Origin of the sequence: Candidatus Nitrosacidococcus tergens (genome assembly GCF_902810445.1) — a bacterium.
Classification (GTDB): domain Bacteria; phylum Pseudomonadota; class Gammaproteobacteria; order Nitrosococcales; family Nitrosococcaceae; genus Nitrosacidococcus; species Nitrosacidococcus tergens.
Map to the genome: position 1 here is coordinate 726,267 of NZ_LR778175.1, position 23,734 is coordinate 750,000.

24 protein-coding genes and 1 tRNA gene are annotated in these 23,734 nt (G+C 36.4%); 11 read left to right on the top strand and 14 right to left on the bottom strand.

Annotation, left to right across the window (positions count from 1 at the left end; all coding sequences use genetic code 11):
* Positions 1 to 13 precede the first annotated feature (13 nt).
* The 7 genes from NSCAC_RS03515 to NSCAC_RS03545 all read right to left on the bottom strand — a co-directional run bounded on the left by NSCAC_RS03515 (position 14) and on the right by NSCAC_RS03545 (position 6,015).
* A complete protein-coding gene (locus tag NSCAC_RS03515) occupies positions 14 to 595 on the bottom strand; it encodes a TerD family protein (protein ID WP_197745041.1) in 582 nt (193 codons plus the stop codon).
* Positions 596 to 627: 32 nt separating this feature from the next.
* A complete protein-coding gene (locus tag NSCAC_RS03520; RefSeq protein ID WP_232085984.1) occupies positions 628 to 1,662 on the bottom strand; it encodes a DUF475 domain-containing protein in 1,035 nt (344 codons plus the stop codon).
* 47 nt (positions 1,663 to 1,709) lie between these two features.
* Positions 1,710 to 2,606 (bottom strand): HpcH/HpaI aldolase/citrate lyase family protein, encoded by an 897-nt coding sequence (locus NSCAC_RS03525; protein ID WP_232085985.1) that lies wholly within the window; start codon positions 2,604 to 2,606, stop codon positions 1,710 to 1,712.
* Positions 2,607 to 2,622: 16 nt separating this feature from the next.
* On the bottom strand, positions 2,623 to 3,738 hold the full coding sequence (locus NSCAC_RS03530) for a cysteine protease StiP family protein (RefSeq protein WP_197745042.1): 1,116 nt from the start codon (positions 3,736 to 3,738) through the stop codon (positions 2,623 to 2,625).
* Positions 3,739 to 3,812: 74 nt separating this feature from the next.
* Positions 3,813 to 4,904 carry a phosphoribosyltransferase domain-containing protein gene (locus NSCAC_RS03535; RefSeq protein ID WP_197745043.1) on the bottom strand — a complete coding sequence of 364 codons (1,092 nt, stop codon included), beginning with the start codon at positions 4,902 to 4,904 and terminating at the stop codon, positions 3,813 to 3,815.
* Between the two features lie 67 nt (positions 4,905 to 4,971).
* Positions 4,972 to 5,550 carry a TerD family protein gene (locus NSCAC_RS03540; protein ID WP_197745044.1) on the bottom strand — a complete coding sequence of 193 codons (579 nt, stop codon included), beginning with the start codon at positions 5,548 to 5,550 and terminating at the stop codon, positions 4,972 to 4,974.
* A 12-nt stretch (positions 5,551 to 5,562) separates the two neighbouring features.
* Positions 5,563 to 6,015, bottom strand: a complete 453-nt coding sequence (locus NSCAC_RS03545; RefSeq protein WP_197745045.1) for a tellurite resistance TerB family protein — start codon at positions 6,013 to 6,015, stop codon at positions 5,563 to 5,565.
* Between the two features lie 357 nt (positions 6,016 to 6,372).
* On the opposite strand from NSCAC_RS03545, the gene NSCAC_RS03550 reads away from it, so the two are divergent.
* Genes NSCAC_RS03550 through NSCAC_RS03560 form a run of 3 tightly spaced genes read left to right on the top strand, consistent with a single transcriptional unit; the run spans position 6,373 to position 8,861 of the window.
* On the top strand, positions 6,373 to 7,110 hold the full coding sequence (locus tag NSCAC_RS03550; RefSeq protein WP_197745046.1) for an acyloxyacyl hydrolase: 738 nt from the start codon (positions 6,373 to 6,375) through the stop codon (positions 7,108 to 7,110).
* A gap of 5 nt (positions 7,111 to 7,115) precedes the next feature.
* Complete coding sequence (gene hpnA / locus NSCAC_RS03555; RefSeq protein ID WP_197745047.1) at positions 7,116 to 8,105, top strand: hopanoid-associated sugar epimerase; 990 nt, start codon at positions 7,116 to 7,118, stop codon at positions 8,103 to 8,105.
* Positions 8,106 to 8,861 carry an endonuclease/exonuclease/phosphatase family protein gene (locus NSCAC_RS03560; RefSeq protein WP_197745048.1) on the top strand — a complete coding sequence of 252 codons (756 nt, stop codon included), beginning with the start codon at positions 8,106 to 8,108 and terminating at the stop codon, positions 8,859 to 8,861.
* Here the strand turns inward: NSCAC_RS03560 and NSCAC_RS03565 are convergent.
* The 3 genes from NSCAC_RS03565 to bfr form a co-directional block, all read right to left on the bottom strand.
* Complete coding sequence (locus NSCAC_RS03565; RefSeq protein WP_197745049.1) at positions 8,840 to 9,583, bottom strand: methyltransferase family protein; 744 nt, start codon at positions 9,581 to 9,583, stop codon at positions 8,840 to 8,842. The two genes, NSCAC_RS03560 and NSCAC_RS03565, sit on opposite strands and share 22 nt — an antisense overlap.
* Positions 9,584 to 9,589: 6 nt before the next feature.
* Entirely contained in the window at positions 9,590 to 10,318 is a 729-nt protein-coding gene (cmoA, locus tag NSCAC_RS03570; RefSeq protein ID WP_197745050.1) for a carboxy-S-adenosyl-L-methionine synthase CmoA, read from the bottom strand.
* Positions 10,319 to 10,395: 77 nt separating this feature from the next.
* Positions 10,396 to 10,860: a bacterioferritin gene (bfr, locus tag NSCAC_RS03575; protein WP_197745051.1), complete on the bottom strand. Its 465-nt coding sequence runs from the start codon at positions 10,858 to 10,860 to the stop codon at positions 10,396 to 10,398.
* 153 nt (positions 10,861 to 11,013) lie between these two features.
* Here bfr and NSCAC_RS03580 point away from each other — a divergent pair, with 153 nt between their 5' ends.
* From NSCAC_RS03580 to NSCAC_RS03590, 3 genes are all read left to right on the top strand, one after another.
* Positions 11,014 to 12,216 (top strand): NnrS family protein, encoded by a 1,203-nt coding sequence (locus tag NSCAC_RS03580; RefSeq protein WP_197745052.1) that lies wholly within the window; start codon positions 11,014 to 11,016, stop codon positions 12,214 to 12,216.
* Positions 12,217 to 12,258: 42 nt separating this feature from the next.
* Positions 12,259 to 12,726: a universal stress protein gene (locus tag NSCAC_RS03585; RefSeq protein WP_197745053.1), complete on the top strand. Its 468-nt coding sequence runs from the start codon at positions 12,259 to 12,261 to the stop codon at positions 12,724 to 12,726.
* A 343-nt stretch (positions 12,727 to 13,069) separates the two neighbouring features.
* Positions 13,070 to 13,549 (top strand): DUF2780 domain-containing protein, encoded by a 480-nt coding sequence (locus NSCAC_RS03590; protein ID WP_197745054.1) that lies wholly within the window; start codon positions 13,070 to 13,072, stop codon positions 13,547 to 13,549.
* Here NSCAC_RS03590 and NSCAC_RS03595 read toward each other — a convergent pair.
* Both NSCAC_RS03595 and NSCAC_RS03600 read right to left on the bottom strand, forming a co-directional pair.
* Positions 13,539 to 13,976, bottom strand: a complete 438-nt coding sequence (locus NSCAC_RS03595; protein WP_197745055.1) for a DNA polymerase III subunit chi — start codon at positions 13,974 to 13,976, stop codon at positions 13,539 to 13,541. The two genes, NSCAC_RS03590 and NSCAC_RS03595, sit on opposite strands and share 11 nt — an antisense overlap.
* Before the next feature lie 8 nt (positions 13,977 to 13,984).
* Positions 13,985 to 15,481 carry a leucyl aminopeptidase gene (locus NSCAC_RS03600; protein WP_197745056.1) on the bottom strand — a complete coding sequence of 499 codons (1,497 nt, stop codon included), beginning with the start codon at positions 15,479 to 15,481 and terminating at the stop codon, positions 13,985 to 13,987.
* Positions 15,482 to 15,556: 75 nt separating this feature from the next.
* Here NSCAC_RS03600 and lptF point away from each other — a divergent pair, with 75 nt between their 5' ends.
* Both lptF and lptG read left to right on the top strand, forming a co-directional pair.
* Positions 15,557 to 16,738 carry an LPS export ABC transporter permease LptF gene (lptF, locus tag NSCAC_RS03605; RefSeq protein ID WP_197745057.1) on the top strand — a complete coding sequence of 394 codons (1,182 nt, stop codon included), beginning with the start codon at positions 15,557 to 15,559 and terminating at the stop codon, positions 16,736 to 16,738.
* Complete coding sequence (gene lptG / locus NSCAC_RS03610; RefSeq protein WP_197745058.1) at positions 16,735 to 17,799, top strand: LPS export ABC transporter permease LptG; 1,065 nt, start codon at positions 16,735 to 16,737, stop codon at positions 17,797 to 17,799. Before lptF ends, lptG begins: the two co-directional genes overlap by 4 nt.
* Here lptG and NSCAC_RS03615 read toward each other — a convergent pair.
* Positions 17,777 to 18,256, bottom strand: a complete 480-nt coding sequence (locus NSCAC_RS03615) for an RDD family protein (protein WP_197745059.1) — start codon at positions 18,254 to 18,256, stop codon at positions 17,777 to 17,779. The genes lptG and NSCAC_RS03615 overlap by 23 nt on opposite strands.
* A 53-nt stretch (positions 18,257 to 18,309) precedes the next feature.
* On the opposite strand from NSCAC_RS03615, the gene purL reads away from it, so the two are divergent.
* Positions 18,310 to 22,212 (top strand): phosphoribosylformylglycinamidine synthase, encoded by a 3,903-nt coding sequence (purL, locus tag NSCAC_RS03620; RefSeq protein WP_197745291.1) that lies wholly within the window; start codon positions 18,310 to 18,312, stop codon positions 22,210 to 22,212.
* A gap of 3 nt (positions 22,213 to 22,215) precedes the next feature.
* Here the strand turns inward: purL and NSCAC_RS03625 are convergent, their stop codons facing one another.
* A complete protein-coding gene (locus NSCAC_RS03625) occupies positions 22,216 to 22,767 on the bottom strand; it encodes a Smr/MutS family protein (RefSeq protein ID WP_197745060.1) in 552 nt (183 codons plus the stop codon).
* A gap of 101 nt (positions 22,768 to 22,868) precedes the next feature.
* Between NSCAC_RS03625 and NSCAC_RS03630 the strand changes: the two genes are divergently transcribed.
* Together NSCAC_RS03630 and can are read left to right on the top strand one after the other, a co-directional pair.
* Positions 22,869 to 22,944, top strand: a tRNA-Thr gene (locus NSCAC_RS03630).
* An 18-nt stretch (positions 22,945 to 22,962) separates the two neighbouring features.
* A complete protein-coding gene (gene can / locus NSCAC_RS03635; protein WP_408609564.1) occupies positions 22,963 to 23,631 on the top strand; it encodes a carbonate dehydratase in 669 nt (222 codons plus the stop codon).
* The last annotated feature ends 103 nt before the right edge of the window (positions 23,632 to 23,734 follow it).

Below are 23,734 nucleotides of genomic sequence, written 5' to 3' on the forward strand. Positions count from 1 at the left end.
CTTTTCTATAGGTTTATAAAAAAGGCAGTATCACTGGCAATAAATCATGGAAGGTTTTACCTGTTGCATTTTCACCTATAGCATGAATTTTCCATTCGTTATTGTGACGATAAACTTTTGCCATAATTTGTGCATTATGACTACCTTGGCAACTTAGATCATAGCGAGCAATTTCCTTATCGTTGCTGTAATCTATTAAGCGACAAAAAGCATTTTTAATTTGATCAAAACTTTGCCCAGTAAAGCTATTGACTACAAATACAAGACTAGATACTTCTATAGGTACTTTAGAAAGATCTACAATAATTTGTTCATCATCTCCTTCCCCATCTCCAGTACGATTATCGCCAGTATGGGTAATACTTCCATCTTTACTTTTTAACTGACCAAACCAAACCGTATCTACTAAGCTTCCTGATGTATTGAATAGGATACAAGAAGCATCTAAATCTATTTCCTGCTTTCCTCCCCCAAATCCTAAGAATCCCTTTTTTTCTATTGCATCCCATCCCAAACCCATGATCACTTTAGATAAACTATGATGAACTTCCTTTTCAAGAGAAATTTTCTGACCTTTGGTAAGTTGTATTGACATAAACCCTCCGAAAGAATAAAGAAAATAAATAGTTAAGCTGTTTCTTCCTGTTCTTGGGGCGGTATATTCTTTTTATATTTAATCGAAGAAAATAACGCTAGCCCGATAAAAGTAGCCCCAATTAAACCGGTAATTACTTCCGGTACTTCAATTTGGGTGCTAATCAACATAATAAAGGCTAATGCCCCAATAGCATAGTGAGCGCCATGCTCTAAAAACACATACTCATCCAAAGTACCTTGCTCTACTAAATAAACGGTAAGGCATCGCACAAACATAGCACCTATGCCAAGACCAAGCATGATAATGATGATGTCTTTAGTAATCGCAAAAGCACCAATAACTCCATCAAACGAAAAGGAGGCATCTAACACTTCAAGGTAGAGAAAACCCATAACTCCTGCATGCTTTGCGGTATAAGCCATTACCTCCCCTTCCTTTTCCGTAAATAATTCAGAGACAGTGTGAATTAAGGAAAATAAGAAAATACCACCGACTCCAGCAAGGAGGCTGCTAAGTTTATGCTCTAAGGGTAAGAAATGCTGTACAAATAGTAAAACACCCAGTGAAATAAGCATTTCATTAGATTTAATATGCCCCATCTTTGCTAATTTTTCTTCAATGGTACCTAACCAATACAAGTCCTTTTCATTAAAGAGGAATGATAAAAACACCATAAGCAAGAACATTCCCCCAAAGGCAGAAATTTCCGCATGGGCAGTTAAAAGATGCTCTGAATAGCGGTCAGGATCCCCGAGTGCCATTTTCACTACTTCTATCATCCCTAAATCAGATGTTTCAGTGACGATTACAATTGGGAAAAGCAATCGCATACCAAATACAGCGATTAAAATACCCCAAGTCAAAAAACGATCTTGCCATATAGGGTGCATATCCTTAAGTACAGAAGCATTCACTACTGCATTATCAAAAGATAAACTTACTTCAAGGATTCCTAAAATGGCAACAACGAATACTCCAGTTACTCCCCCCCATAGAAAAGCAGTACTTAGACCTATAGCGGTAACTATCAGAGAGTATTTAAAATGTTGAATAAGAAATGTCATATTTTTAATTGATTTATAAGTTTAGTGTTAAAAAATACTTTATCTAATTACAATTGCTCACAGCATACTCCATAGTGTTCAGCACGTTGCAATAAATCCTCTGCCCAAAATCGATGAGTACTAGGTTCTACCATTTGTTCATTGAGTTTAAAAATTGCAGTGTTTTTTTCTTGTAAAGCGATTTTTGCTAAATCTAGATCCTGTTTACATACTCGATAGCTAGATTCTATTACGGCAACTTGTGAAGGGTGCACAGCTGCTTTGGTAAATAGCCCATGCATTGTATCCAATACTACTTCCTGCTGTAATAATTTATGATTATTAAGATATTCAAATATAGGTGCAGCTAGCTTATAACCAGCAGGACGGAACGTGAGAATAATATCATTAATTACATTTCGCAGTGGGGTATCATAGATCGTATGATTTTTGGGGTGCTTTAACTTCAATAACCCTAGTAAGTCATTGCCTCCAATTCTTACACAAAGAATAGGGTTAGTAAGCTCTGCTAACTTCTCTCTAAACATTTCAAGACGATTTCGGCTAAATGCTAAATCTGTTTCAATGGTAGGCATTAAAAATAGGGTAGGTAACTGAGCTACAATTTCCCCATAGGATAATAGATTACTTTCATCTACTTTGGGTAATACAAAGCCATTAATATTCTCAATCCCAGGCATTTTTATCAGTTGAGTAAATACTTTAAGATTACGAGGGCGAATAAATTTCAAGATAGGAGAGGGACGGATTTGAGCCAATACGGATTGTATATTAGCTAGTGCTGGAGCCAAATCTACTTCTGAAATAGCATCTTCAGTACAAATAATGACTGAACGAATCCATATCTGTTTTTTCTGATTTAAGATGAGAGGAATATCTGTTCGAGTGGCTGGTATGTATAAAGTAGCACCCAATGCCATATAGTGGCAATGATGAGTAGACACGCTAATATTTACTCTTCTATATAATAGTTTTGATAAATGTCATGGCTGCAAATGGCATCTCTGGCTTATAGTCAATCACTACCTGTTTTTCCTTCGCAAGGAAGACTAAATGAGCTACTTGATCAGAATCAGGATTTTTCAATAAAATTCTTTCTGGAATACGGCGTAATATCACCCGAGTCGCCTCTGCAATACCAGGTTTAATATAGTTAATATTCTCGATGCCATACTCTTTAGTACACTTTTCTAAATAAAATTTAGTTTGATAAAAGCGATTTATACGAGATTCAAAAGATAAAGATTTAATTTGCTTAGGATCCATTTCGGATTCTACTTCATCAATAAACCAATTGCTTAAATCATAGGGTTGTAAATGATTATAATAGATACAGCCATGAAACTGCCCAATTTGAATATGATTATTTAGGATAGTTCTGGAGATCAAACCTGAAACTAAAGCATTGAGAATTCCTGAGGGAATAGGGTAATCTTCATAAGTGGCAGCACCATCTGCAATGCCAGCTATATCTGAAATAACATAAAGAGCATTATTGATTTGATTACCATAGTGACTCCGATTCCAGTCGGCAATTGCTTGTTTAAATTCTTGAGTAATTATTCCCTTTGCAGTCCAGCCATCAATAAATACTATGCCTGCTGCTGGACGACGATGTACATTAAGTAAAAAACTAAGAGCCTGTTGATCAATCCCACGATCTCGAATAATGGAAATTGAATAATGCTGAGAATCTATATGTAAATGCCGACTTAAAGCTCGTTGCAATAAAACACCAATAGGTGTTCCTGCTCGAGCTAGAGATACCAGAGTAATAGGTGTAGGATAAATTTGGGCAATATGATAAGCAAGATCAATCACTTCCCTTGCTAAACGTTTTTTATATTGCTGAGTTAATTTTTTAAATAACTTAATATATAAGGGACTGGGTAGGGATTCAGTACTAATTATTTCTGAATAGTGTTTCTTTCCTGATTGAATTAATTTTTCTTTTTTTGAAATAGATAATGTTTCTATCTGTAATGGAGTAAGTAAAAATTGACAGTCATCTGGATGGTAACTGCCAGTAAAGAGATAGGGTGTAAACTTATTTTTTAGTATATGATGATTTATCATAGATAAGTTTATTTTTAGTTTGTCTTACCAGGTAAATTGAGGCTTACTGTAAGCTGAACATATAGCTTTTATTCTTAACTAAATTCCCATACTGTACCAGCGGTTAGCTCAGGTAAATTATGATTGCAGGCTAGCCCTAAAGATTCGTATGCAATAATTATCTCCCGATCACTAGGAAGATTATATAAATAGTGATCAATACCTTCACCATATTCATCTTTAAAACTTAACTTACTATAAATAGCATGATCTATTTTGATAGGAGATCGGGTAGTGCCTTGAAAGAGTACATCAAATCCTTGATTCTCTAGCTCCTCAGCCCATAAAAAAGGCTGGAATTGAAATTCCCCCGTACTAATAATAGATATCTGATTTGTTTTAGGATAAGGCCCCTTAATTGAGTGTATCTCCTTGAAATTTATTCCTCTTCGTCCTGTATATTGCTGTGTTTGTACTATCGGCTGTATTTGAGGTTGATCAAGTGGTTTAGGATTAAGCTTTAGATTATGGGTAAATGCAAAGCTACCTTCTAGTAAGTTTATAAATGCGACAGGTTTATTTAACTGTACTTCAAATAAGGTTTTTTGACTATCAGAGAGCCAATTTACAATAGAAACAATAATAACTTGAGAAATATGAGGTAATACCTTGATTAGCTGTTTTCCCAGAGCGATTAAGGTATTACCTGTACTAATTTCATCATCTACTAAAACAAGGGTCTTAGCATAGTAAAATTGCTCTTGAAATCTAGATAAAGGACGGTAAAGAGTATGTCTTGGGGCATGACTATGTGTTTCTTCAAAACGAATCCATACCTCTGCAGAAAGCTGGTGCCGAGTAGTTTGCTGAAAAATAATATCGTTATACTGAGCATTTTGAACCAAACTATGAGCCACTCCAGCACCTAAGCCAATTGCAGTTTCAGCTATACCTATTATTATCATAGGTTCTTTAGCTGCTATAAGAAACCTTCCTAAACGATGATAAATATCCCGCATGACTGAAGGTCTGCAAGGAAGGTGTTTACCTAAAACCTTAGAAATGAATAGATAGCCTCGTCTAGGGTTAATTCGAGAAGCAAAGGTCAGTATATGATCTAATGGAAGTTCTGCCCTATGAACCTCAATTTCTAATATTCCAGCAGCTAATGGAATAATTTGGGACATAAAAAATGTACTAGCTAAATTTTAACTGGTATATTTTATAAATCTGTAAGAAGAATATTACTTATTCTTAACCAATATTTACCCCAAAATCTTTAGCAACTCCTGCTAATCCTCCAGCATAGCCTTGACCTACTGCTTTAAATTTCCATTCTTCCCCGTGACGATAAAGCTCACCGAAAATCATTGCTGTTTCAATGCTTGCATCTTCCGATAAATCATAGCGAGCCACTTCACTATCATTAGCCTTATTTACAGCCCGAATAAAAGCATTACTGACCTGGCCAAAGTTTTGTTTTCTTGATTCTGCTTCATGAATAGTTACTACAAATACAACCTTTTTCGCCTCAGATGACAATTTAGAAATATCAACTATGATACTTTCATCATCTCCCTCTCCTACTCCTGTGCGGTTATCCCCTGCATGGGTTACTGCACCATTTGAATCGGTTTTATTATTGTAGAAAATAAAATGTAAATCACTTAAGACTTTGTTATTTTCTCCTAAAATAAGAGCACTGGCATCTAAATCAAAATCAGTACCATCGGTAGACCGTGCATCCCATCCTAAGCCAAAAGTAATCTCTTTTATTCCAGGGGATTCTTTGTTTAGAGATACATTTTGCCCCTTTTGTAAACTTACTGACATATTTTCACTCCTTCAAAGATCAAAATCAGCAGGATGTAAACCAAGCTCTGTGCAAATTTTCCTTACCGTATTTTTTTCTTTATCATCAAAATCTCCATCAGAGGCTCCAATGGCACAACACACACGAACTAATAATCTAGCCTCTGATTCCTTTTTTTTAAGCCTTCCGATTACCTGAAGAGCATCAGCTTCCCCAATAGTGTAATCAAAATCAAATTTATGAGAGTATTTTTCAAATAACTCAATAACATCTCCCGTATCAAATACAGAAAGCACATCTGAGGATCTCAGAAAACCTATCATTTTTTGTTTCTCTTCTGGTTTAACTATGCCATCAGCATGAGCTACCATCGTACAGCCTGCTACAATACCTTCTAATAAATCCTTATTTTTAATCTTAGTAACTTCTGATTTCAGGTTAGCAGAAACCTCATTAAATTTGCCTTTTAACCAATCTAAAGCCATAAACACCTCTTAAAATTTTTATTAAAAATATTGAAATCGATTTACTTCAAAGAAATTTTTACTTCCCTCTACCCTAATTCAATACTATATTAATCTTAAATTTAGATTAAAACTTATATTTAACAAATTACACTTTTATTTGAAACAAAATTAGTAGGATTGAGATTAGTTTAAGAGTTATTATATGTAGAATTGTATGTATAGTAGCTGGTCACTTCCTATATCTATCACACTATTGGCAATTTTATAGAAATCGACATAATGATGACCATCAGCCAAAATGTTTTGAATTATTTAGATAAATATCCGCTTGCCACGAGTACCAGCAATAATATTGATTAAATGGAATAAATATTAATGAAGGTATTTTTACAAATTATCGTATTAGCGCTGATATTCGCTTTTTTTATTTATAGCTCTGCTGTAAAAGCTGAAAATGAGGCTTTTCCACCCAGTATGGATACCCACAGTATTAATCTTTCAGACTATGAAAAAGAGATGGAATACAGTGATAGTGAAGATTTAAACTATGAAGAAGACATACAATCTAGTAGTAGCTATGAAAAAGACATGCAATCTAGCCCTAGAAATAGGGGCGAAGACAACGATTTAGTCGATTATGTTAAAGATAACGATTGGCTTGCGAAAAATTGGATCAAAGAGGAACCTAGCCGTTTAGGGTTTGGTATTGGTACTTTTGATACAGTGCATTCTAAAATGGCACCTTCTGCATTTGCTGAATGGCGTTTTGGTAAAAAGTTTTTTGGCATTGTAGCACCTATGGCAGGTATTATGGCAAATACTGATGGGGGTGTTTTCGGCTATGGAGGTATTTACGGAGATTACAAATTTTATAATTTTGTAATTACCCCATTTTTCTCTATAGGAGGATACAGCCAAGGAGGAAGTAAGGATCTTGGCGGTATCTTTAATTTTCATGAAGGAATCGAGTTTGCTTACGAGTTCGATCATGGAGTTACTGCAGGACATCGGGTTGGATTTAGATTCGGTCATATTTCCAGCGCAGGTATCAACAAACGTAATCCTGGTGAAAATCAAATTATGTTTATTTACGGTATTCCTTTAGGTCATTAATTATCATGACCAGTTTAGTAACAGGAGCCACAGGATTTGTAGGATCAACAGTTGCCAAACAGTTAGTGAATTTAGGGGAAACTGTTCGAGTATTCGTACGCCCCAGTAGTAACCGTACTAACTTAGACAATCTTTCAGTAGAAGTTTTTGAAGGAGATCTAAAAGATCCAAAAAGCTTAGAGAAAGCACTACAAGGCTGCCAATCATTGTTCCATATAGCAGCAGATTACAGACTATGGTCTCGCAATCCTCAAGAATTTTATGATAATAATGTTCAAGGCTCTAAAAATATCTTCCTTGCAGCTGCGCAAGCGGGAGTGAAGCGAATCATTTATACCAGTAGTGTAGCAGCATTAGGTGTTAATCCGGATCGCAGTCCAGCAGATGAAAATACTCCCTCTAGTCTTGAGACGATGATAGGTCACTACAAGAGATCAAAATTCCTTGCTGAAGAAGAAGTTAAAAAGCTAACAAAATCTCTAAAATTAGATGTAGTAATAGTTAATCCCTCTACCCCTGTTGGTCCTCAGGATATTAGGCCTACTCCAACAGGAAGAATAATTACTATGGCAGCTTCTGGTAAAATACCAGCGTATGTAGATACGGGCTTAAATGTAGTTCATGTGGATGATGTAGCTGCAGGACATTTACTCGCTTTTGAAAAAGGAAAAACAGGTGAACGCTATATTCTAGGCGGTGAAAACCTTTATCTTAGAGAGATTTTAGAAATTGTCGCACGTATTATGAATCGTAACCCTCCAAAAATTCAACTGCCCCATTATGTAGTTCTACCCATTGCTTATTTTGCCCAAGGCTGGGCTTATCTTACTCATGGAAAAGAGCCTATGACTACTGTTGATGGAGTGCGAATGGCAAAAAAACACATGTTTTTCTCTAGTAAAAAAGCGGAGCAAGAATTAGGGTATACTCACAGACCTGCTCGAGAAGCTATTTCTGATGCTATTCGTTGGTTTCAAAATCATCACTATATTTAAGTGTCTGTTAACCCTCTAAGGTTTGTCGTAGGTACTTATAACTTATGGAATGATAAATATTGGGATTCTCGTAAAGATTCTCTTCGCCAGTTCATTGTTTTCCATCAACCGGATATTCTTTGTCTACAAGAATTATGCCTTCAAGGCAGGGATTTGCTAGATCAAATTCTACCTAGCCACCAAAGAGTAGAAGACCCTTTTGAAGGGTGGGTTAGAGAAGGGAATATTTATTGGAATTGCACTATCTTTGATCTCATAGCCTATGGTGCAGAAGAAATAGGGCACTTAGAAAAATGGCGACGTTTGTTCTGGGTAAAACTACAGCCTAAATGTTTAGATATTTCGCCATTACTTGTAACTACAGCACACTATACTTGGTCAGGAAATAAACAGGAGCGTAAAGATGGAATCAACATCCGAATTATTCAGAGCCAAAACACAATCAAAGTCTTAAATCGGCTCACTACTCCCCAAGATCCCTTATTATTTATGGGAGATTTAAATGATAATTTTTTACCTCTACAAATACTTAGAGAAGCCGGTTTAACTGATTGTTTTAGTGCTTTAGGACGTATCCCTCACGTTACTCGTCCCACCATGCCTACCTTATTTCATGTTCCAGAAACCTTAGATTGGATATTACATCAAGGGAATTTAAAGCCTATGAATTGTGATACAGTAGATTTCTTTCTTAATAACACTGCCCCCTCAGATCACAAGCCAGTGCTAGCAACCTATCGGTTTTTAGATAAATAACCTTTTTTCTTTAAAAACTTAATAACTGCCATCGTACTAGTAAGTACAATTCCAATCTTTAGTAATTGAGTAGAAGAGAGGACGATCGCAGAATCCTCTAGATCTATCTGTTTATAATAGATAGTAAGAAGTATCACCATCATTGAACTATACGCACTACTATAATCTGCACCAATAACTTGTCGCCAATCAAAAATTATCTGCTTAAAAGTGTCTTTTAATCCAGTAATCTTAGGCAACCAGCGATTTACCTGGCTACAGTATCTTATGTAGATGATGTCAAATTTTTGTTGTAAAAAAAATTCCTCAGCAGCTACCATAGCGTTATAAGCGGTAAGAAAAAATAGAGTACCTAAAATATATACCCAAATATTGCCATGGATAATAAAAAAGCTTAAGAATATAAACAAATTTCCTAAATATAGGGGATTTCGGCAATGGGCAAAAATTCCTTCTATAATAAGATTATCTGCATAGACCTGCTTATCTTTTCCTCCTCGCTTAATATATGTTAGCCCAATAGTCATTACTCGAATTCCTTCTCCAAAGAAATAAATGAAAAAACCAAGTAAATCAACGGCTAAATTGATATGAGCATAATCTGAGTTTATGGGAGAAAAGCTTAAAAATAAAATCGCTAAAATAATTGGAAAAACACCATTTCGATATTTAAAAATAAAATCTCCATAGCGAATAAAAAGCGATTTTTGCTCTTCTTTCATACAAAATTATTTAACTGCTAAAATCCCGCTAAAATTATACCAGCGGAAAAATTCTTCAATATGGGTAAATCCAGCTTCTGCAAAGAGCTCACGGTTTTCCTCTGGGCGATAGGGAATTAACACATTTTCTAGTGCTTCTCGTTTTCTTGCAATTTCAACTTCTGAATAGCCTTGCTGTTTTTTCATATTATAATAATAGCGGATAAAAAGCCGATTAAATAAGCTATCGTTAACTGTAATTTTTTCAAAAATGATTAAGCAAGATTGCGGTCTCATCCCTTCTATGATGCTGCGAATCACCTGAGTACGATATAAAGGGCGAATAAACTGAAGTGTAAGAATCATGATGACTACAGAGGCGTTTTCTACAATTCGTTCTCGGTGTAAATCAGTAAGGATAAATTTATATTTCCGAGTACTATTTTGTAATGAGAATTTTTGTTTTGCCTTCTCTAGCATATCCTCTGAGTTATCTACCCCTACAAAATAAATATCAGGATGAAGTATAGAGTCTAACTGTAATAGGGTAGTACCTGTTGCACAACCGAGATCAAATAAAGATGAACCAGGAATGGCAAAATCTGCAGCAATCTCTCCTGCCATCCGCTGCATCTCAGAATAAAAAGGAACGGAACGGCTCACCATATTATCAAAAACAGAGGCAGTTATCTTATCAAAGCAGAAATCTCCAATAGCTGCGCTACTGTCTTTAAATAAATGATCTTCAGATGGCATGAGAGTATGTTTTTACTTTACTATCTATTTAACCGTTCCTGCCATAGAATATTAGATAAAAAACTTATTTACTTTAATTATATTTGAGATTGTAAGTAATTTTGTTGCCCTATTTTTTCTATTAAATCTAATTGTGTCTCTAACCAATCAATATGCTCTTCTTCGCTCTCTAAGATTTCCTCAAACAATTCACGGGTAACATAATCGCTTTGTGCTTCACAATAAGCGATTCCTTCTTTTAAGAGAGGTAAGTTATTAAGCTCTAACTTCAAATCACATTCAAGCATTTCTTTTGGAGATTCACCAATAAAGAGTTTACCCAACTCTTGAAGGTTAGGAAGACCTTCAAGAAACAAAATTCGCTCTATTAATTTATCAGCATGCTTCATTTCATCAATAGATTCCTTATACTCATACTCATTTAATTTTTTAAATCCCCAGTTCTTAAACATTCGTGCATGTAGAAAATATTGATTAATTGCCGTTAGTTCATTTTTCAGCACTTTATTTAAATAGCTAATAATCTGTGAGTTACCTTTCATAATGTTATACTCCATAGTTAAGCATTTTTTTACTAATAAACTTAGATTACTAGATTATCTTTAGTATTTCAAATTTTTTCTTTTTATTACAATAAGTTAACCGTAATAAGAATAGTTATAATTTAGGCTGGTATTTACAGGAGTTTAGCATTTATGTCTTCACTTAATTCTGCTTCTGAATCTCAACAAAAAAAACCATGGGTATTTTTTGCAATTGGGTTTCGTCCATTTTTTTGGTTCGGAGCGGTAATGAGTTGTGTTTGGATGGCTTTATGGCTTTTATTTCTTAATGGTGTTGAATTTAATGTTAACCTTCCCTTACCTTACTGGCATGCCCATGAGATGCTATTTGGCTTTGTATCTGCAATTATTGCTGGATTTCTTTTAACTGCAGTTAAGAATTGGACTGGACGACCTACTGCTAGTGGATTTTCCTTATTTTTCTTACTGATAGTGTGGATAGCTGGGCGAGTTGTTATGCTATTAGGAAATAGTGTACCTGATATTGCAACTGCTATAGTTGATACGGCTTTTATTCCTTGTCTATTCTTTTTTATTGGTAGACCCATTATTGCTACTCGTAATACTAGAAATATAGGAATTTTAGCTATACTAGGTGGGCTCATTATCTGTAATATTTTATTTCATCTAAGCGGGATGGGCTATCTTTCCATGGGAGTTATTCCTTTTGTATTACAAACCGTAATTAATGCAGTTACTCTATTGATGGTAATTATTGGTGGTCGAGTTATCCCTGCGTTTACTCAAAATAGATTATCTAGTGTTAAAATCTATCAATTTACTTGGTTGAATCATCTAGCATTAACTACTACAACAGTATTCTTGATGATAGATACTATACCTGGTATGGAAAAATTTGCGGGCTATCTAGGAATCGCTGCAGGTAGCTTAAACTTTATTCGTTTACTAGGTTGGGGTTGGTATAAGACTTTTCCTCACCCTTTACTCTGGATCTTACACTTAGGCTACTTGTGGATTTGTGCAGGATTAATTGCTAAAGGGCTGGATTCTTCCTATTTAGTTGATGATTACCGAAACATAGCTCTACATATGCTTGCGACAGGTGCTATGGGTACTCTTATTTTAGGAATGATGTCCCGAGTAGCACTTGGTCATACAGGTAGACCTATGGAGCTTCCTCAGGGGATGTTAAAATCCTATATTTTCATTACGCTAGCGGGAATTACTCGAGTAAGTGCTCCTTTATTGCCTATGCAGATATCTACTGTGGCACTATTTTTAGCAGGCGGACTCTGGATTTCTGCTTATCTTATTTTTTTATACTATTACACGCCCATATTATGGAAATCTAGAATAGATGGCCGTCCCGGATAGAATTACTCCTAATTATAAATTTAGAAATACTAACATAATTTTATGAATACACATTTTAGCTCTATCGTTGTTCCAGTAGATGGATCGAAAGGGTCTCAAAATGCAGCTAGTTTTGCAGCTAAACTAGCTGAAACTGCAAAAACGCCTGTAGTACTTATCCATGTTTTCTCTATTAATGAGAAGCCTATAGGAGTAGATGATACTTTTGGGTTAGGTCTAGTGACTATTAGTTATGAACATCAGGAGGATATAGATCAAATTAAGGAAGAAAGATCTAAAAAAGCTTTTGCTAGAATATATGAGACTCTTGGCGGTAAGCCAAGTAATTTTGAAGAGAAAACACTTATTGGCGATCCTGCTGAAGAAATTTTACTTTACTTAGAAGAAAATCCAGATTCAATGGTTATTATGGGACGAAGAGGGCTTTCTAAAATTCGCTCTTTATTACTTGGTAGTGTGAGCGAGAAAATTATGCGCTATTTTCCAGGAGCCATTACTGTTGTGCCTTAAAAAGAGTTTAACTTTCTTTTAAGGCTTAATAGCTTTGATAGTAAGAGGCTTTTAGAACAATATCTCAACGAATTCTCGACTCCACTTAAAACGCACTAGTAGAATCAAGTATAAATTAATGGGATTATAGAAGATATCGCTTTCTATTTACATAATGCTTTATCTATATTAATAGATAAAGCATTATGTAACACTGGGATTTACCCTTGAGTTAATGAGGGACAGTTTTTATTATATATAGATCAGGATCATTTAATTTCTACAGAAAGTATGCTGGTTTATCCACTACTTAAAGAAAAGCTAAACACTATTTTGAATATTTCTAATTAAAAAATGCCTATTTATGTACTCTTATTCTATTAAGCACAAAATATTATTTGTACTTATTTTATTTTTTTCTATTAATAGTTTTGAAGATTCTTTAGCTGGAGAGGCATCGGGGCTAGTGAATGCTTTAACCAATCAGTTAAATATCTCCCCACAGCAAGCACAGGGAGGATCAGGGGCTATTTTTCGAGCAGCTCAAGGAAATATGAAACCACAGGACTTTCAAAACTTATCTCAGGCTGTACCTGGAATAGATAGTATGATAGCTGCTGCCCCTATCGCTAAATTAGGATCTGGAACAGAAGGGAAATTAACAGCACTAATGGGTAAAAGTAACTCCTTAGAAAATATGGCATTACTCTCTGAATCATTTAAGCAACTTAATCTTTCTCCAGAAATGATTAAACAATTTATGCCTATAGTTACTGACTATGTGAAAACAAATGGTGGTCAAACGGCAATGAATTTATTAAAATCCGCCTTACCTATACCTTAATTTCATGAGCTACTAACTCATAACTTTCAGATCGATAATAACGATAGCGTTTACGACCTTCTTGGCGCTTTAATTCATCTTGAAGGATGATTTCTGCAATCCGTTGAGAGTCTTTATAGAAACTTGGTATTTGTGAGGATAAATTAATTAGTAAATCTATTGGTATGTTTGGTTTATCTTGATACCCAATTAATACAGGGGATATAGGAATTTCTCCATTATGATCCGTAATAACACTATGGGGCACAAAGCTGGACTGGCGAAAAGTCCATAATAGGCTATCTACAGCTCGTACCTGATCTTCGCTTTCTGTATAGATATAAACCTTTTGACCTAGATTATAGACTTTTTCAGCAAGTTTACAGGCAAACCGCTCATCTTCCCGTAGTTTATTACTACTGAGTAGATAAAAATCAACTTGCCTCATAGATTAGATTACTTTTGAGTACATTGAATCAAGTATTGAGTAAGTAGGGATACAGGGCGACCAGTCGCTCCTTTTTCTTTCCCTCCAAGCCATGCTGTACCTGCAATATCTAAATGAGCCCAACATAAATTTTCAGTAAATCGAGCGAGAAAACAAGCAGCAGTAATCGTTCCTGCCTCTCTTCCCCCCACATTGGCTATATCAGCAAAATTGCTCTTTAACTGAGACTGGTAATCTTCCCAAAGAGGGAGTTGCCAAACTCGATCGCCACTAGCTTCTCCTGCAGCAATCAGCTGGTTAGCAAGATCTTGATTATTACTTAATAAACCACTAGCGTGAGCCCCCAAAGCAATAATACACGCTCCTGTTAGGGTGGCAATATCAATAACTGTTTTTGGATGATAGCGTTTACTATAAGTAAGAGCATCACACAGAATCAACCGTCCTTCTGCATCCGTATTGAGTACTTCTATGGTTTTTCCGTCAAGACTGGTGACAATATCACCAGGTTTGTTTGCTTTACCACTTGGAAGATTTTCTACACTAGGAATTATTCCTACCATATGAATAGGTAGTTTGAGTTCTGCACAGGCTTTAATTGTACCAAGAACACTCGCAGCACCGGACATATCATATTTCATTTCATCCATACGATCAGCAGGTTTAAGTGAAATTCCTCCAGAATCAAAGGTAACCCCTTTGCCTATTAAAACAATAGGCTGTTCATCCTGTTTTGTTCCTTTGTACTCTAAAATGATAAACTTAGGTGGTTCTACACTGCCTTTAGCTACGGAGAGCAAGGCCCCCATTCCAAGCTTTTCCATATCGTCTTGGTTAATAATTTGTGCATATATTTGCTCCCTATACTGTTGAGCAACTTTGCAGGCAGAATCGGCTAAATAGGTGGGAGTGCAGATATTTCCGGGAAGATTAGCAAGATCTCGAGCAAGTTTTACTCCTTTACCTATGGCTTTCCCCCAAGTAATACCTTGCTCAATATTTGGTTGTAGTGTAACTTCTTCTAATAATAAAGAAATTTTTTCGAGCTTAGACGAATCAGTATCTTTTTTACTTTTTGTTTGATCGTAGTGATATAGAGCGTACTCAGCAGTTTCTACAATTAATCTTGCCCATTGTGCACTATCTTGTTTTTCGTTTTTTAGCTCTAAAAGGCATGCAGTTGCTCTATTAGCACCGGTTTTTTGGAGTACTTTTACTGTACCTAGCCAAGCCTCACGTAACTTATTTGTATTAAATTCACTTTTTTTACCGCAGCCCATGAGCAGGACTCGCTCTGATTCTACGCCAGGAAGAGCAAAAAGTAATAAAGTCTGTCCTATTTTTCCAGTAAAATCACCATGGGTGATTAATTTAGATAAATAATGACCGCTTACTTTATCAATATGCTGAGCAGAAAGGGAAAGTTTTTCATCTTCATAAATCCCTACAACAAGTGCAGGAGTATGTAATTTTTCTGTAGTACAGTAAACGATATTATAATCCATGATGCACTCCTAGGATGCGTTGCGTAATTTTATCTTTCCTAAAGTTTAATCGTTTTTTCATAGATAATGTGAAAAATGCTTAGAATCTTTCTTATCGATCGCTATATCCTTAAAGAATTGAGCCTAAATGTGGCTGCCTCCACCTTAATTTTAATGCTGATCTTTGGTGGTCTTCGTTTTATCCATTTCTTAGGAAAAGCAGCTCGAGGGGATATTCCAGCAGGCACTGTGCTCTCTCTTGCTGGCTATGAATCCTTAGGTGCTCTTGTACTGCTATTACCTTTGGCTGCTTTTTTAGCAGTAATTTTAGTACTAGGCAGGATGGGAAATGATGGAGAAACAATTGCTTTATATGCCTGTGGAGTGGGGCGTAACCATCTTTTACGAGTGATGCTTATTTTCGGGGTATTACTTGCAATGATAGTAGGTACTATTTCTTCATACTTAGCCCCTCTTGCTTTAGCTCGAGGATATCGTATTGAACAACAAGCATTACTTGCTGCAGAAACGACAGGGTTAGTAGCAGGAGACTTTAAAAAAACCCATAGTGGAGAGCGAATATTCTATGCAGAACGATTGAGCAAAGATCAGTTAGTAATGAAAGATATCTTCATTCAGGTACAGCAGCCTAGCCAGAAAGTTATTTTTCGAGCTAAACAAGGGCATCTTGAGACTGATGAAGAAAATGGGAATAAAAACTTAATTTTAGAAAATGGGTATCGCTATGATTTTCCCACGACCGATAATAGTATGCGTATTTCCCGCTTTGCTCGTCACGGGTTATTAGTAAGAAAAGGAGGAGAACGTGAGTTTAACATTCGTCATAAAACTATTCCTACGCTAAAGTTATGGGCAATGGGTGCACCCAATGATATTTCAGAAGTACAGTGGCGTTTATCTATGCCTATTTCGACTTTACTATTGGTGATGTTTGCAGTACCTCTAACACGCTACGAACCTAGAAAAGGACGCTACTCAGGGTTAGTATCTGCAATTGTTACTTATCTTATCTATAGTAATACCATAGGAATAGCAAGGCATTGGATAGATAAAGGGATAGTCTCTACGGTATTTGGTCTGTGGTGGGTGCATATAGTCATGTTGATACTTGTCTTGATCTCCCTTTGGCCGCCCCAGCCTCTACAGCAAATACTAAGTTGGCTACGTAGTAATTTGCCAAAATTTAATTTTTTAGGTGCATTTCAATCTCTATTTCACTTGCTACGCCATATTAGTATTTTTCAAAATAAAAAATGAAAATATTAGATCGCTATTTAGGGCAAGCCATTATTCACTATACTTTTCTTGTTTTACTTGTACTTATTTCTCTTCATACATTTATATCATTTGTTACTGAGCTTGACGATGTAGGTCATGGATCCTATGAAATTTCCCATGCAATCAAATACATTTTATATTCTATCCCACAGAATATTTATGATTTACTCCCAGTAGCAGTGTTATTAGGTAGCGTCTTAGGACTAGGTAATATGGCATCTCAAAGTGAGTTGATTGCAATGCGAGCTGCTGGATTTTCCATAGAACGAATCATTCAATCGGCCTTATCTACTGGGATGATCTTTGTTGTTATGACTGCACTTATAGGAGAAATCATTGCCCCTCCTGCAGAGCGAGCTGCGGATAAGTTACGATCCCTTACAAAAGTAAGTGTTTCTAGTGAACAAAGTAGAGAAGGGTTTTGGACCCGGACCGGGGATACTTTTAATCGTATTGGTCAGGTATTAGCTAGTGGTGAATATAGAGATATTGAAATTTTCGAATTTGATCCGCAACACAAGCTTAGAAATATTACTCAGGCAGTCCGTGCCACTTATCATAATGATGGCTGGCATTTAAAGGAAGTAACCCAGCGACGTATTTTTCCAAAGAGAGTCATCATCAACCACGTTCCAGAGGCAATTTGGAAATCAAGGTTAAACCCAGAGATATTACAAGTAGTTATGGTTGATCCTCATGAATTCTCTGTGTGGGGATTACATCACTATATCAAATATCTAAGAGAGAATAAGCAAGCCACTGAACGACATCAGCAGGCTTTTTGGAGCAAGATTATTGCTCCTTTTAATGCGCTTATTATGATGTTTTTAGCTATCCCCTTTGTGTTTGGACCTTTACGCTCGGTGAGTATGGGGCAAAGGGTTTTAGTCGGCGCTTTAGTTGGTATTGGTTTTTTTCTCTTTAACCGCCTTTTTAATCAGGCGGGGCTTGTATTTGGATTTCCTTTGTTTTTAAGTGCTGCTTTTCCCTCTTTTTTAAGCTTAGGGATTGGGATGATTATGATGCGTCGGGTTTACTAGGTTTAGGTAATAAAACAAGCTGGGTTTTAGAAAAACGATCGTGCCAAGCTCTACTCTCTTTGTCAAAGAGTGCCCACCAAAATCCGATACCTAATAGTAACCAAGAAATTAAAGATAACCCAAAACGAGATAAAGCTTGTAGCCAAGTAATATTACTACCATCTAATTGTTGCACTCTAATCCGCCAGACCCACATTCCTATAGTTTGTCCTCTATAAATCCAAAAAGCACTGAAAAAAATGATGGTGGCAGATATGAGATATACTTGATAGAGTATATTTCCAGCTTCAATGCCTTCTCCTTGCCTGAAAGGTAAAATGATAAAAGTGGTGAGTATAAAAAGCATAAACACCAGTAATACACTATCGTAAGTAATAGCACAGAAGCGGCGAAGGAGACTTGGGGTAGGCATAAGGGATTCTAGTGGATTGTTTGAACTGTTTTTAGATTTTATCATTTCAAAAAGCTCTATTAGCAAAATAGTAAGTCTTACGTTGAATATAAATCATGATGTTGCAATTATACGGCCAAACTGCATTTTCTTCCTTTCGTCTTAAAAAACTCCTAGCTCAGCTACAGAATAGTGTAATAGATATTACTTCAGTAGAAGTAAAATATTTTTATTATTGTGATATTACTCAATCTTTATCTAATCAAGAAATCAGTCAGCTTAAGCAGCTATTAGAAGCTGAAAATTTTCCTATCTTTTCAGAAAACCAACTTATAGTTATCCCACGACCGGGTACAATTTCTCCTTGGTCAAGTAAAGCTACAGATATTGCCCATCTCTGCGGGTTATACAAAGTTAGACGGCTAGAAAAAGGATTGATTTATTTATTTCAAACAAATAATCAAGTTGATCTTTTACTATTTCAACTTAGTATTTTAAGTTCACTCATTCATGATCGGATGACTGAAAAAGTTTTTCATAATACTCAAGAAATATCTAATATATCTCAACCCTACGAGCCAAGATCCTTAACCACAATAGATATTTTAAATGATGGAAAAAATGCCCTTAAAGAGGCAAATAAAAAAATGGGGCTTGCTTTAACAGATGATGAAATAGATTATTTAATTGCAAGCTATCAAGCACTAGAGCGTAACCCTACAGATACTGAGCTGATGATGTTTGCTCAAGCAAATTCTGAGCATTGCCGTCATAAAATTTTTAATGCTGCTTGGGTGATTAGAAAACAACCACAGCAACGCAGTCTATTTGAAATGATTCGCTTTACTTATGAATCTTATTCAGAGGGAATTTTATCAGCTTATAAAGATAATGCAGCAGTAATTACTGGGAGGAAAGTACCTCATTTTATGGCAGGTAATTTAGGAACTCCCAATTATAATTATCAAGAAGAAGAACGTCATTTATTAATTAAAGTAGAAACTCATAATCATCCTACTGCTATTTCTCCTTTTGCTGGAGCCGCTACTGGATCTGGAGGGGAAATTAGAGATGAAGGTGCTACTGGTCGAGGAGGAAAACCTAAAGCAGGCTTGGCTGGGTTTTCTGTTTCCAACTTACATATTCCAGACTTTAAGCAGCCTTGGGAAATAAACTATGGTAAACCTAGCTGGATGGCTTCAGCTCTAGATATTATACTAGCTGCACCTATTGGCTCTGCTGCTTTTAATAATGAATTTGGGCGACCCAATTTATGTGGTTATTTCCGTACTTTTGAGGAAAAAATATCTAGAGAAGGTGATTCAGAGCTTAGAGGCTACCATAAACCGATTATGGTCGCAGGAGGGATAGGCAATATTCGTCCTACTGCAGTACAGAAAAAATCCTTATCGGCTGAGACTCCTTTAATTGTGATTGGAGGTCCGGCATTACTGATAGGTCTAGGGGGAGGGTCAGCATCTAGTTTAGCTTCAGGAGAAGGAGATGAGTCTTTGGACTTTGCCTCTGTTCAGCGGAGTAACCCTGAAATGCAAAGACGTTGCCAAGAAGTAATCGATCGCTGTACTGCGTTAGGTAATGAAAATCCTATCTTATCTATTCATGATGTAGGTGCAGGTGGTCTATCTAATGCTTTACCTGAGCTGGTACACGATAGCCATAAGGGTGGAGAGTTTCAGCTACGAGAAATTCCCAATGATGAACCTAATCTATCTCCATTGGAGATTTGGTGTAATGAAGCACAAGAACGCTATGTGCTAGCTATTAATCCCAATCAACTTAGCTTATTTCAAAATATTTGTGATCGAGAACGTTGCCCTTGGGCAATGGTGGGTAAAACTACCGAGAGGAATCAATTAATTGTCTCTGATTCCCGCTTTAATAATAATCCAGTAAATATTTCCATGGATCTTCTTTTTGGTAACCCACCAAAAATGATTAAAGATATTCCTCAGGCACACGCTTATACACTTACTCCCTTGCTACACCATAAAATTACTTTAGCTCAAGCTGTTGAAAAGGTACTTCGTCTTCCTACGGTTGCCAGTAAAAATTTTTTAATTACGATTGGGGATCGTTCTATTACTGGATTAGTCGCTCGGGATCAAATGGTAGGTCCTTGGCAAGTACCAGTAGCGGATTGTGCAGTTACTTTAGCAAGTTATCAAAGCACTATTGGAGAGGCTATGTCTATAGGAGAGCGACCTTTGATTGCTCTTATAGATCCGGCTGCCTCAGGGCGTATGGCAGTAGGGGAGGCCATTACTAACATTGCAAGTGCATCTATTAAGGATTTAAACCAAATAAAGCTATCTGCAAATTGGATGGCATCCTGTGGGGATTCAAAAGAAGATATTGCCTTATTTAATACGGTAAAAGCGGTAGCTATGGAGCTTTGTCCGCAATTAGGAATCACCATTCCCGTAGGAAAAGATTCTTTATCTATGGGAGTTACCTGGAAACAAGAGGGCAAAGATCAGGTAATGAAAGCTCCCCCTTCCCTAGTTATCAGTGCCTTTGCACCAGTGACTAATGTGCAAAAATCCCTAACTCCTCAATTACAAACAGATGTAGGAGACACTTTATTATTACTTATTGATCTAGGTCAAGGAAAAAACCGCTTGGGTGGTACAGCACTTGCTCAAACGTATAATCAAACAACTGGGTACGTTCCTCCGGATCTAGATGATTCTAGTTTATTGATTAATTTTTTTAAAATTATTCAATATCTTAACGATAGAAATTTGCTCCTTGCTTATCATGATCGCTCCGATGGCGGATTATTTACTACCCTATGTGAAATGGCATTTGCTGGTCATTGTGGTATTAAAATAGATTTAGATGCTTTAGGTACAGATAATTTATTATCTGCTCTTTTTAATGAGGAGCTAGGTGCAGTTATTCAAATTAAGTATAAAGATCAAGATCAGATATTAACTTATCTACACCAATACGGATTAGGAAATCACACCTACTTCTTAGGTAATCTCAGTACAGATAATAAAGTTCGTTTTTCTTTTCATGGCCAAGTAATATTGGAGGAAGACAGAACTTACTATCAAAGAATCTGGGCTGAAACCAGCTATCACATACAAAGACTAAGAGACAATCCTGATTGTGCTCAACAGGAATTCGATTCCCTATTAGATCAAAGTAATCCTGGACTGAATCCAATCTTAACTTTCAATCCAGGGGAAAATGCTTCTACCCCTTATATTGCTACCGGAATACGTCCTTCAATTGCAATTCTAAGAGAACAGGGTGTCAATGGTCACATTGAAATGGCAGCTGCTTTTGATCGTGCAGGGTTTACTGCCATAGATGTACACATGAGTGATATTTTGGAAAAAAGGGTTAATCTTTCTGATTTCAAAGGATTAGTAGCTTGTGGTGGATTTTCCTATGGAGATGTACTCGGTGCAGGTCGAGGTTGGGCTAATACTATTTTGATGAATCCTCTTGCTTATGATGAATTTGCTACTTTTTTTACTAGAAAAGATAGTTTTGCTTTAGGCGTATGCAATGGTTGTCAAATGTTCTCCCATTTACTAGAAATTATTCCGGGTGCTGCATTATGGCCAAAATTCACAACTAATTACTCTGGGCAATTTGAAGCTCGATTGATAACTATAGAAGTGCTAAATTCTCCCTCTTTATTCTTTCAGGGTATGGAAAATTCTAAAATCCCAATTGTGGTTGCCCATGGGGAAGGGTATGCTCAATTTAAAGATCCAGAAAGCATGGAGGCAAGCATAGCCAATCAGAATATAGCCCTCCGATTTATAGATAATTACGGACAACCTACAGAGCATTATCCATTTAACCCGAATGGATCACCACAGGGAATTACAGGGCTGACTAATGATGATGGTCGATTTACCATTATGATGCCTCACCCTGAGCGGGTATTTCTTACCGATCAATATTCTTGGCATCCCAAAAATTGGGGTAGTGATGGACCGTGGTTACGAATGTTTCAAAATGCACGTTATTGGCTGGGCTAGCAATTAGCGATGTTTTAACCGTCTAAGTAATACATAAACCGCACCTGTCCCTCCATCAAAGGAACGGGCAGAACAAAAAGCAAGCACATCATCTCGCTGTTGCAACCAAGTATTTACTTTATTTTTAAGTATAGGCTCTTTGTGATAAGAGCCTAACCCTTTGCCATGAATAATCCGCATACTATGGATATTTCTTTTTTTACAGTGCCCTAAAAATTGAGTAAGCTCATAGCGAGCAGTAGGTACATTCATTCCATGAAGATCAAGTTCGGCAGAAATACTAAATTTCCCTTGGCGTAAGTTCCTTAATTGCCGCTTACCTAACTCTGGACGAAAATAAATCAGTTCTTCCCCAGATTCTATCTCTGTAGCTTGAAAGGAATCAGAGAGCATATCTTTAAAGACCAACATTTCATCTTGATAAAGCTGGCGCGGAATAGGGGATAATGATTTTTTAAAGGGAGAAATTCTATTTTGCTTTAGTGGAGAAATACCCTCCACAGCTTCTTGAAACAAGGCTTTATCGGAATCAGAGAGTAGATCATTTTTTTTCATTGCTCAATATCTATTAGCTATTTATTTCAAGTAGCATAGAAATAAAATTCTCTATGTAAATCCCCTTATATCTTTAAGTAGTTTATACTATTAAGCCAATTGCCGGAGTAGCTCAGTTGGTAGAGCAGGGCATTCGTAATGCCAAGGTCGTAGGTTCAACTCCTATCTCCGGCACCAATTATCTCAATTTATAATATGAATTCAGAAAAAGAAGTTAATATCGATTTAGCTAATGAACTAATAGAAAAAAATCGCTTGTGGTCTCAACGAATTCAAGCTCAAGATCCACAATTCTTCACTCGTCTGTCTCATCAACAAACCCCAAAATATCTATGGATTGGCTGTTCAGATTCTAGGGTACCAGCAAATCAAATCGTAGATCTAGATCCCGGTGAAGTTTTTGTTCATCGCAATGTATCTAATTTAGTATTGCACTCAGATATGAATTGCCTATCTACAATTCAATTTGCGATAGATATTTTAAAAGTAGAACATATTATGATTGTAGGTCATTATGGTTGTGGAGGAGTCTTAGCTGCATTAAAAGATAATCGAATGGGCTTGATTGATAATTGGCTCCGCTATATTGGGGATACTATGAAGCGGCACCGAATACTAATTGCACAAACGCCGCAAGAAATGCATCATGATCTTTTATGTGAGCTCAATGTCATTGAACAAGTGATTAATGCTTGCCGTACTACAATTGTACGTGATGCTTGGGAGCGAGGCCAGCAGCTTACCATCCATGGCTGGTGCTACGGGCTTAAAGATGGACTGATTTATGATCTTGGCATTGATGTAGCTAGCTTTAACCAGCTAGAGCAATCCTATGAAAGAGCTCTTGCAAATTTAGTTAAATAGCGGCCTTAAAATTATATACTATCTTTGCTTTATAAAAGGTTATTTTCATAAGCTCGACAATCTGAACTAGCTCTTGGGCTAAATTCGAATCCTCACAATGAGC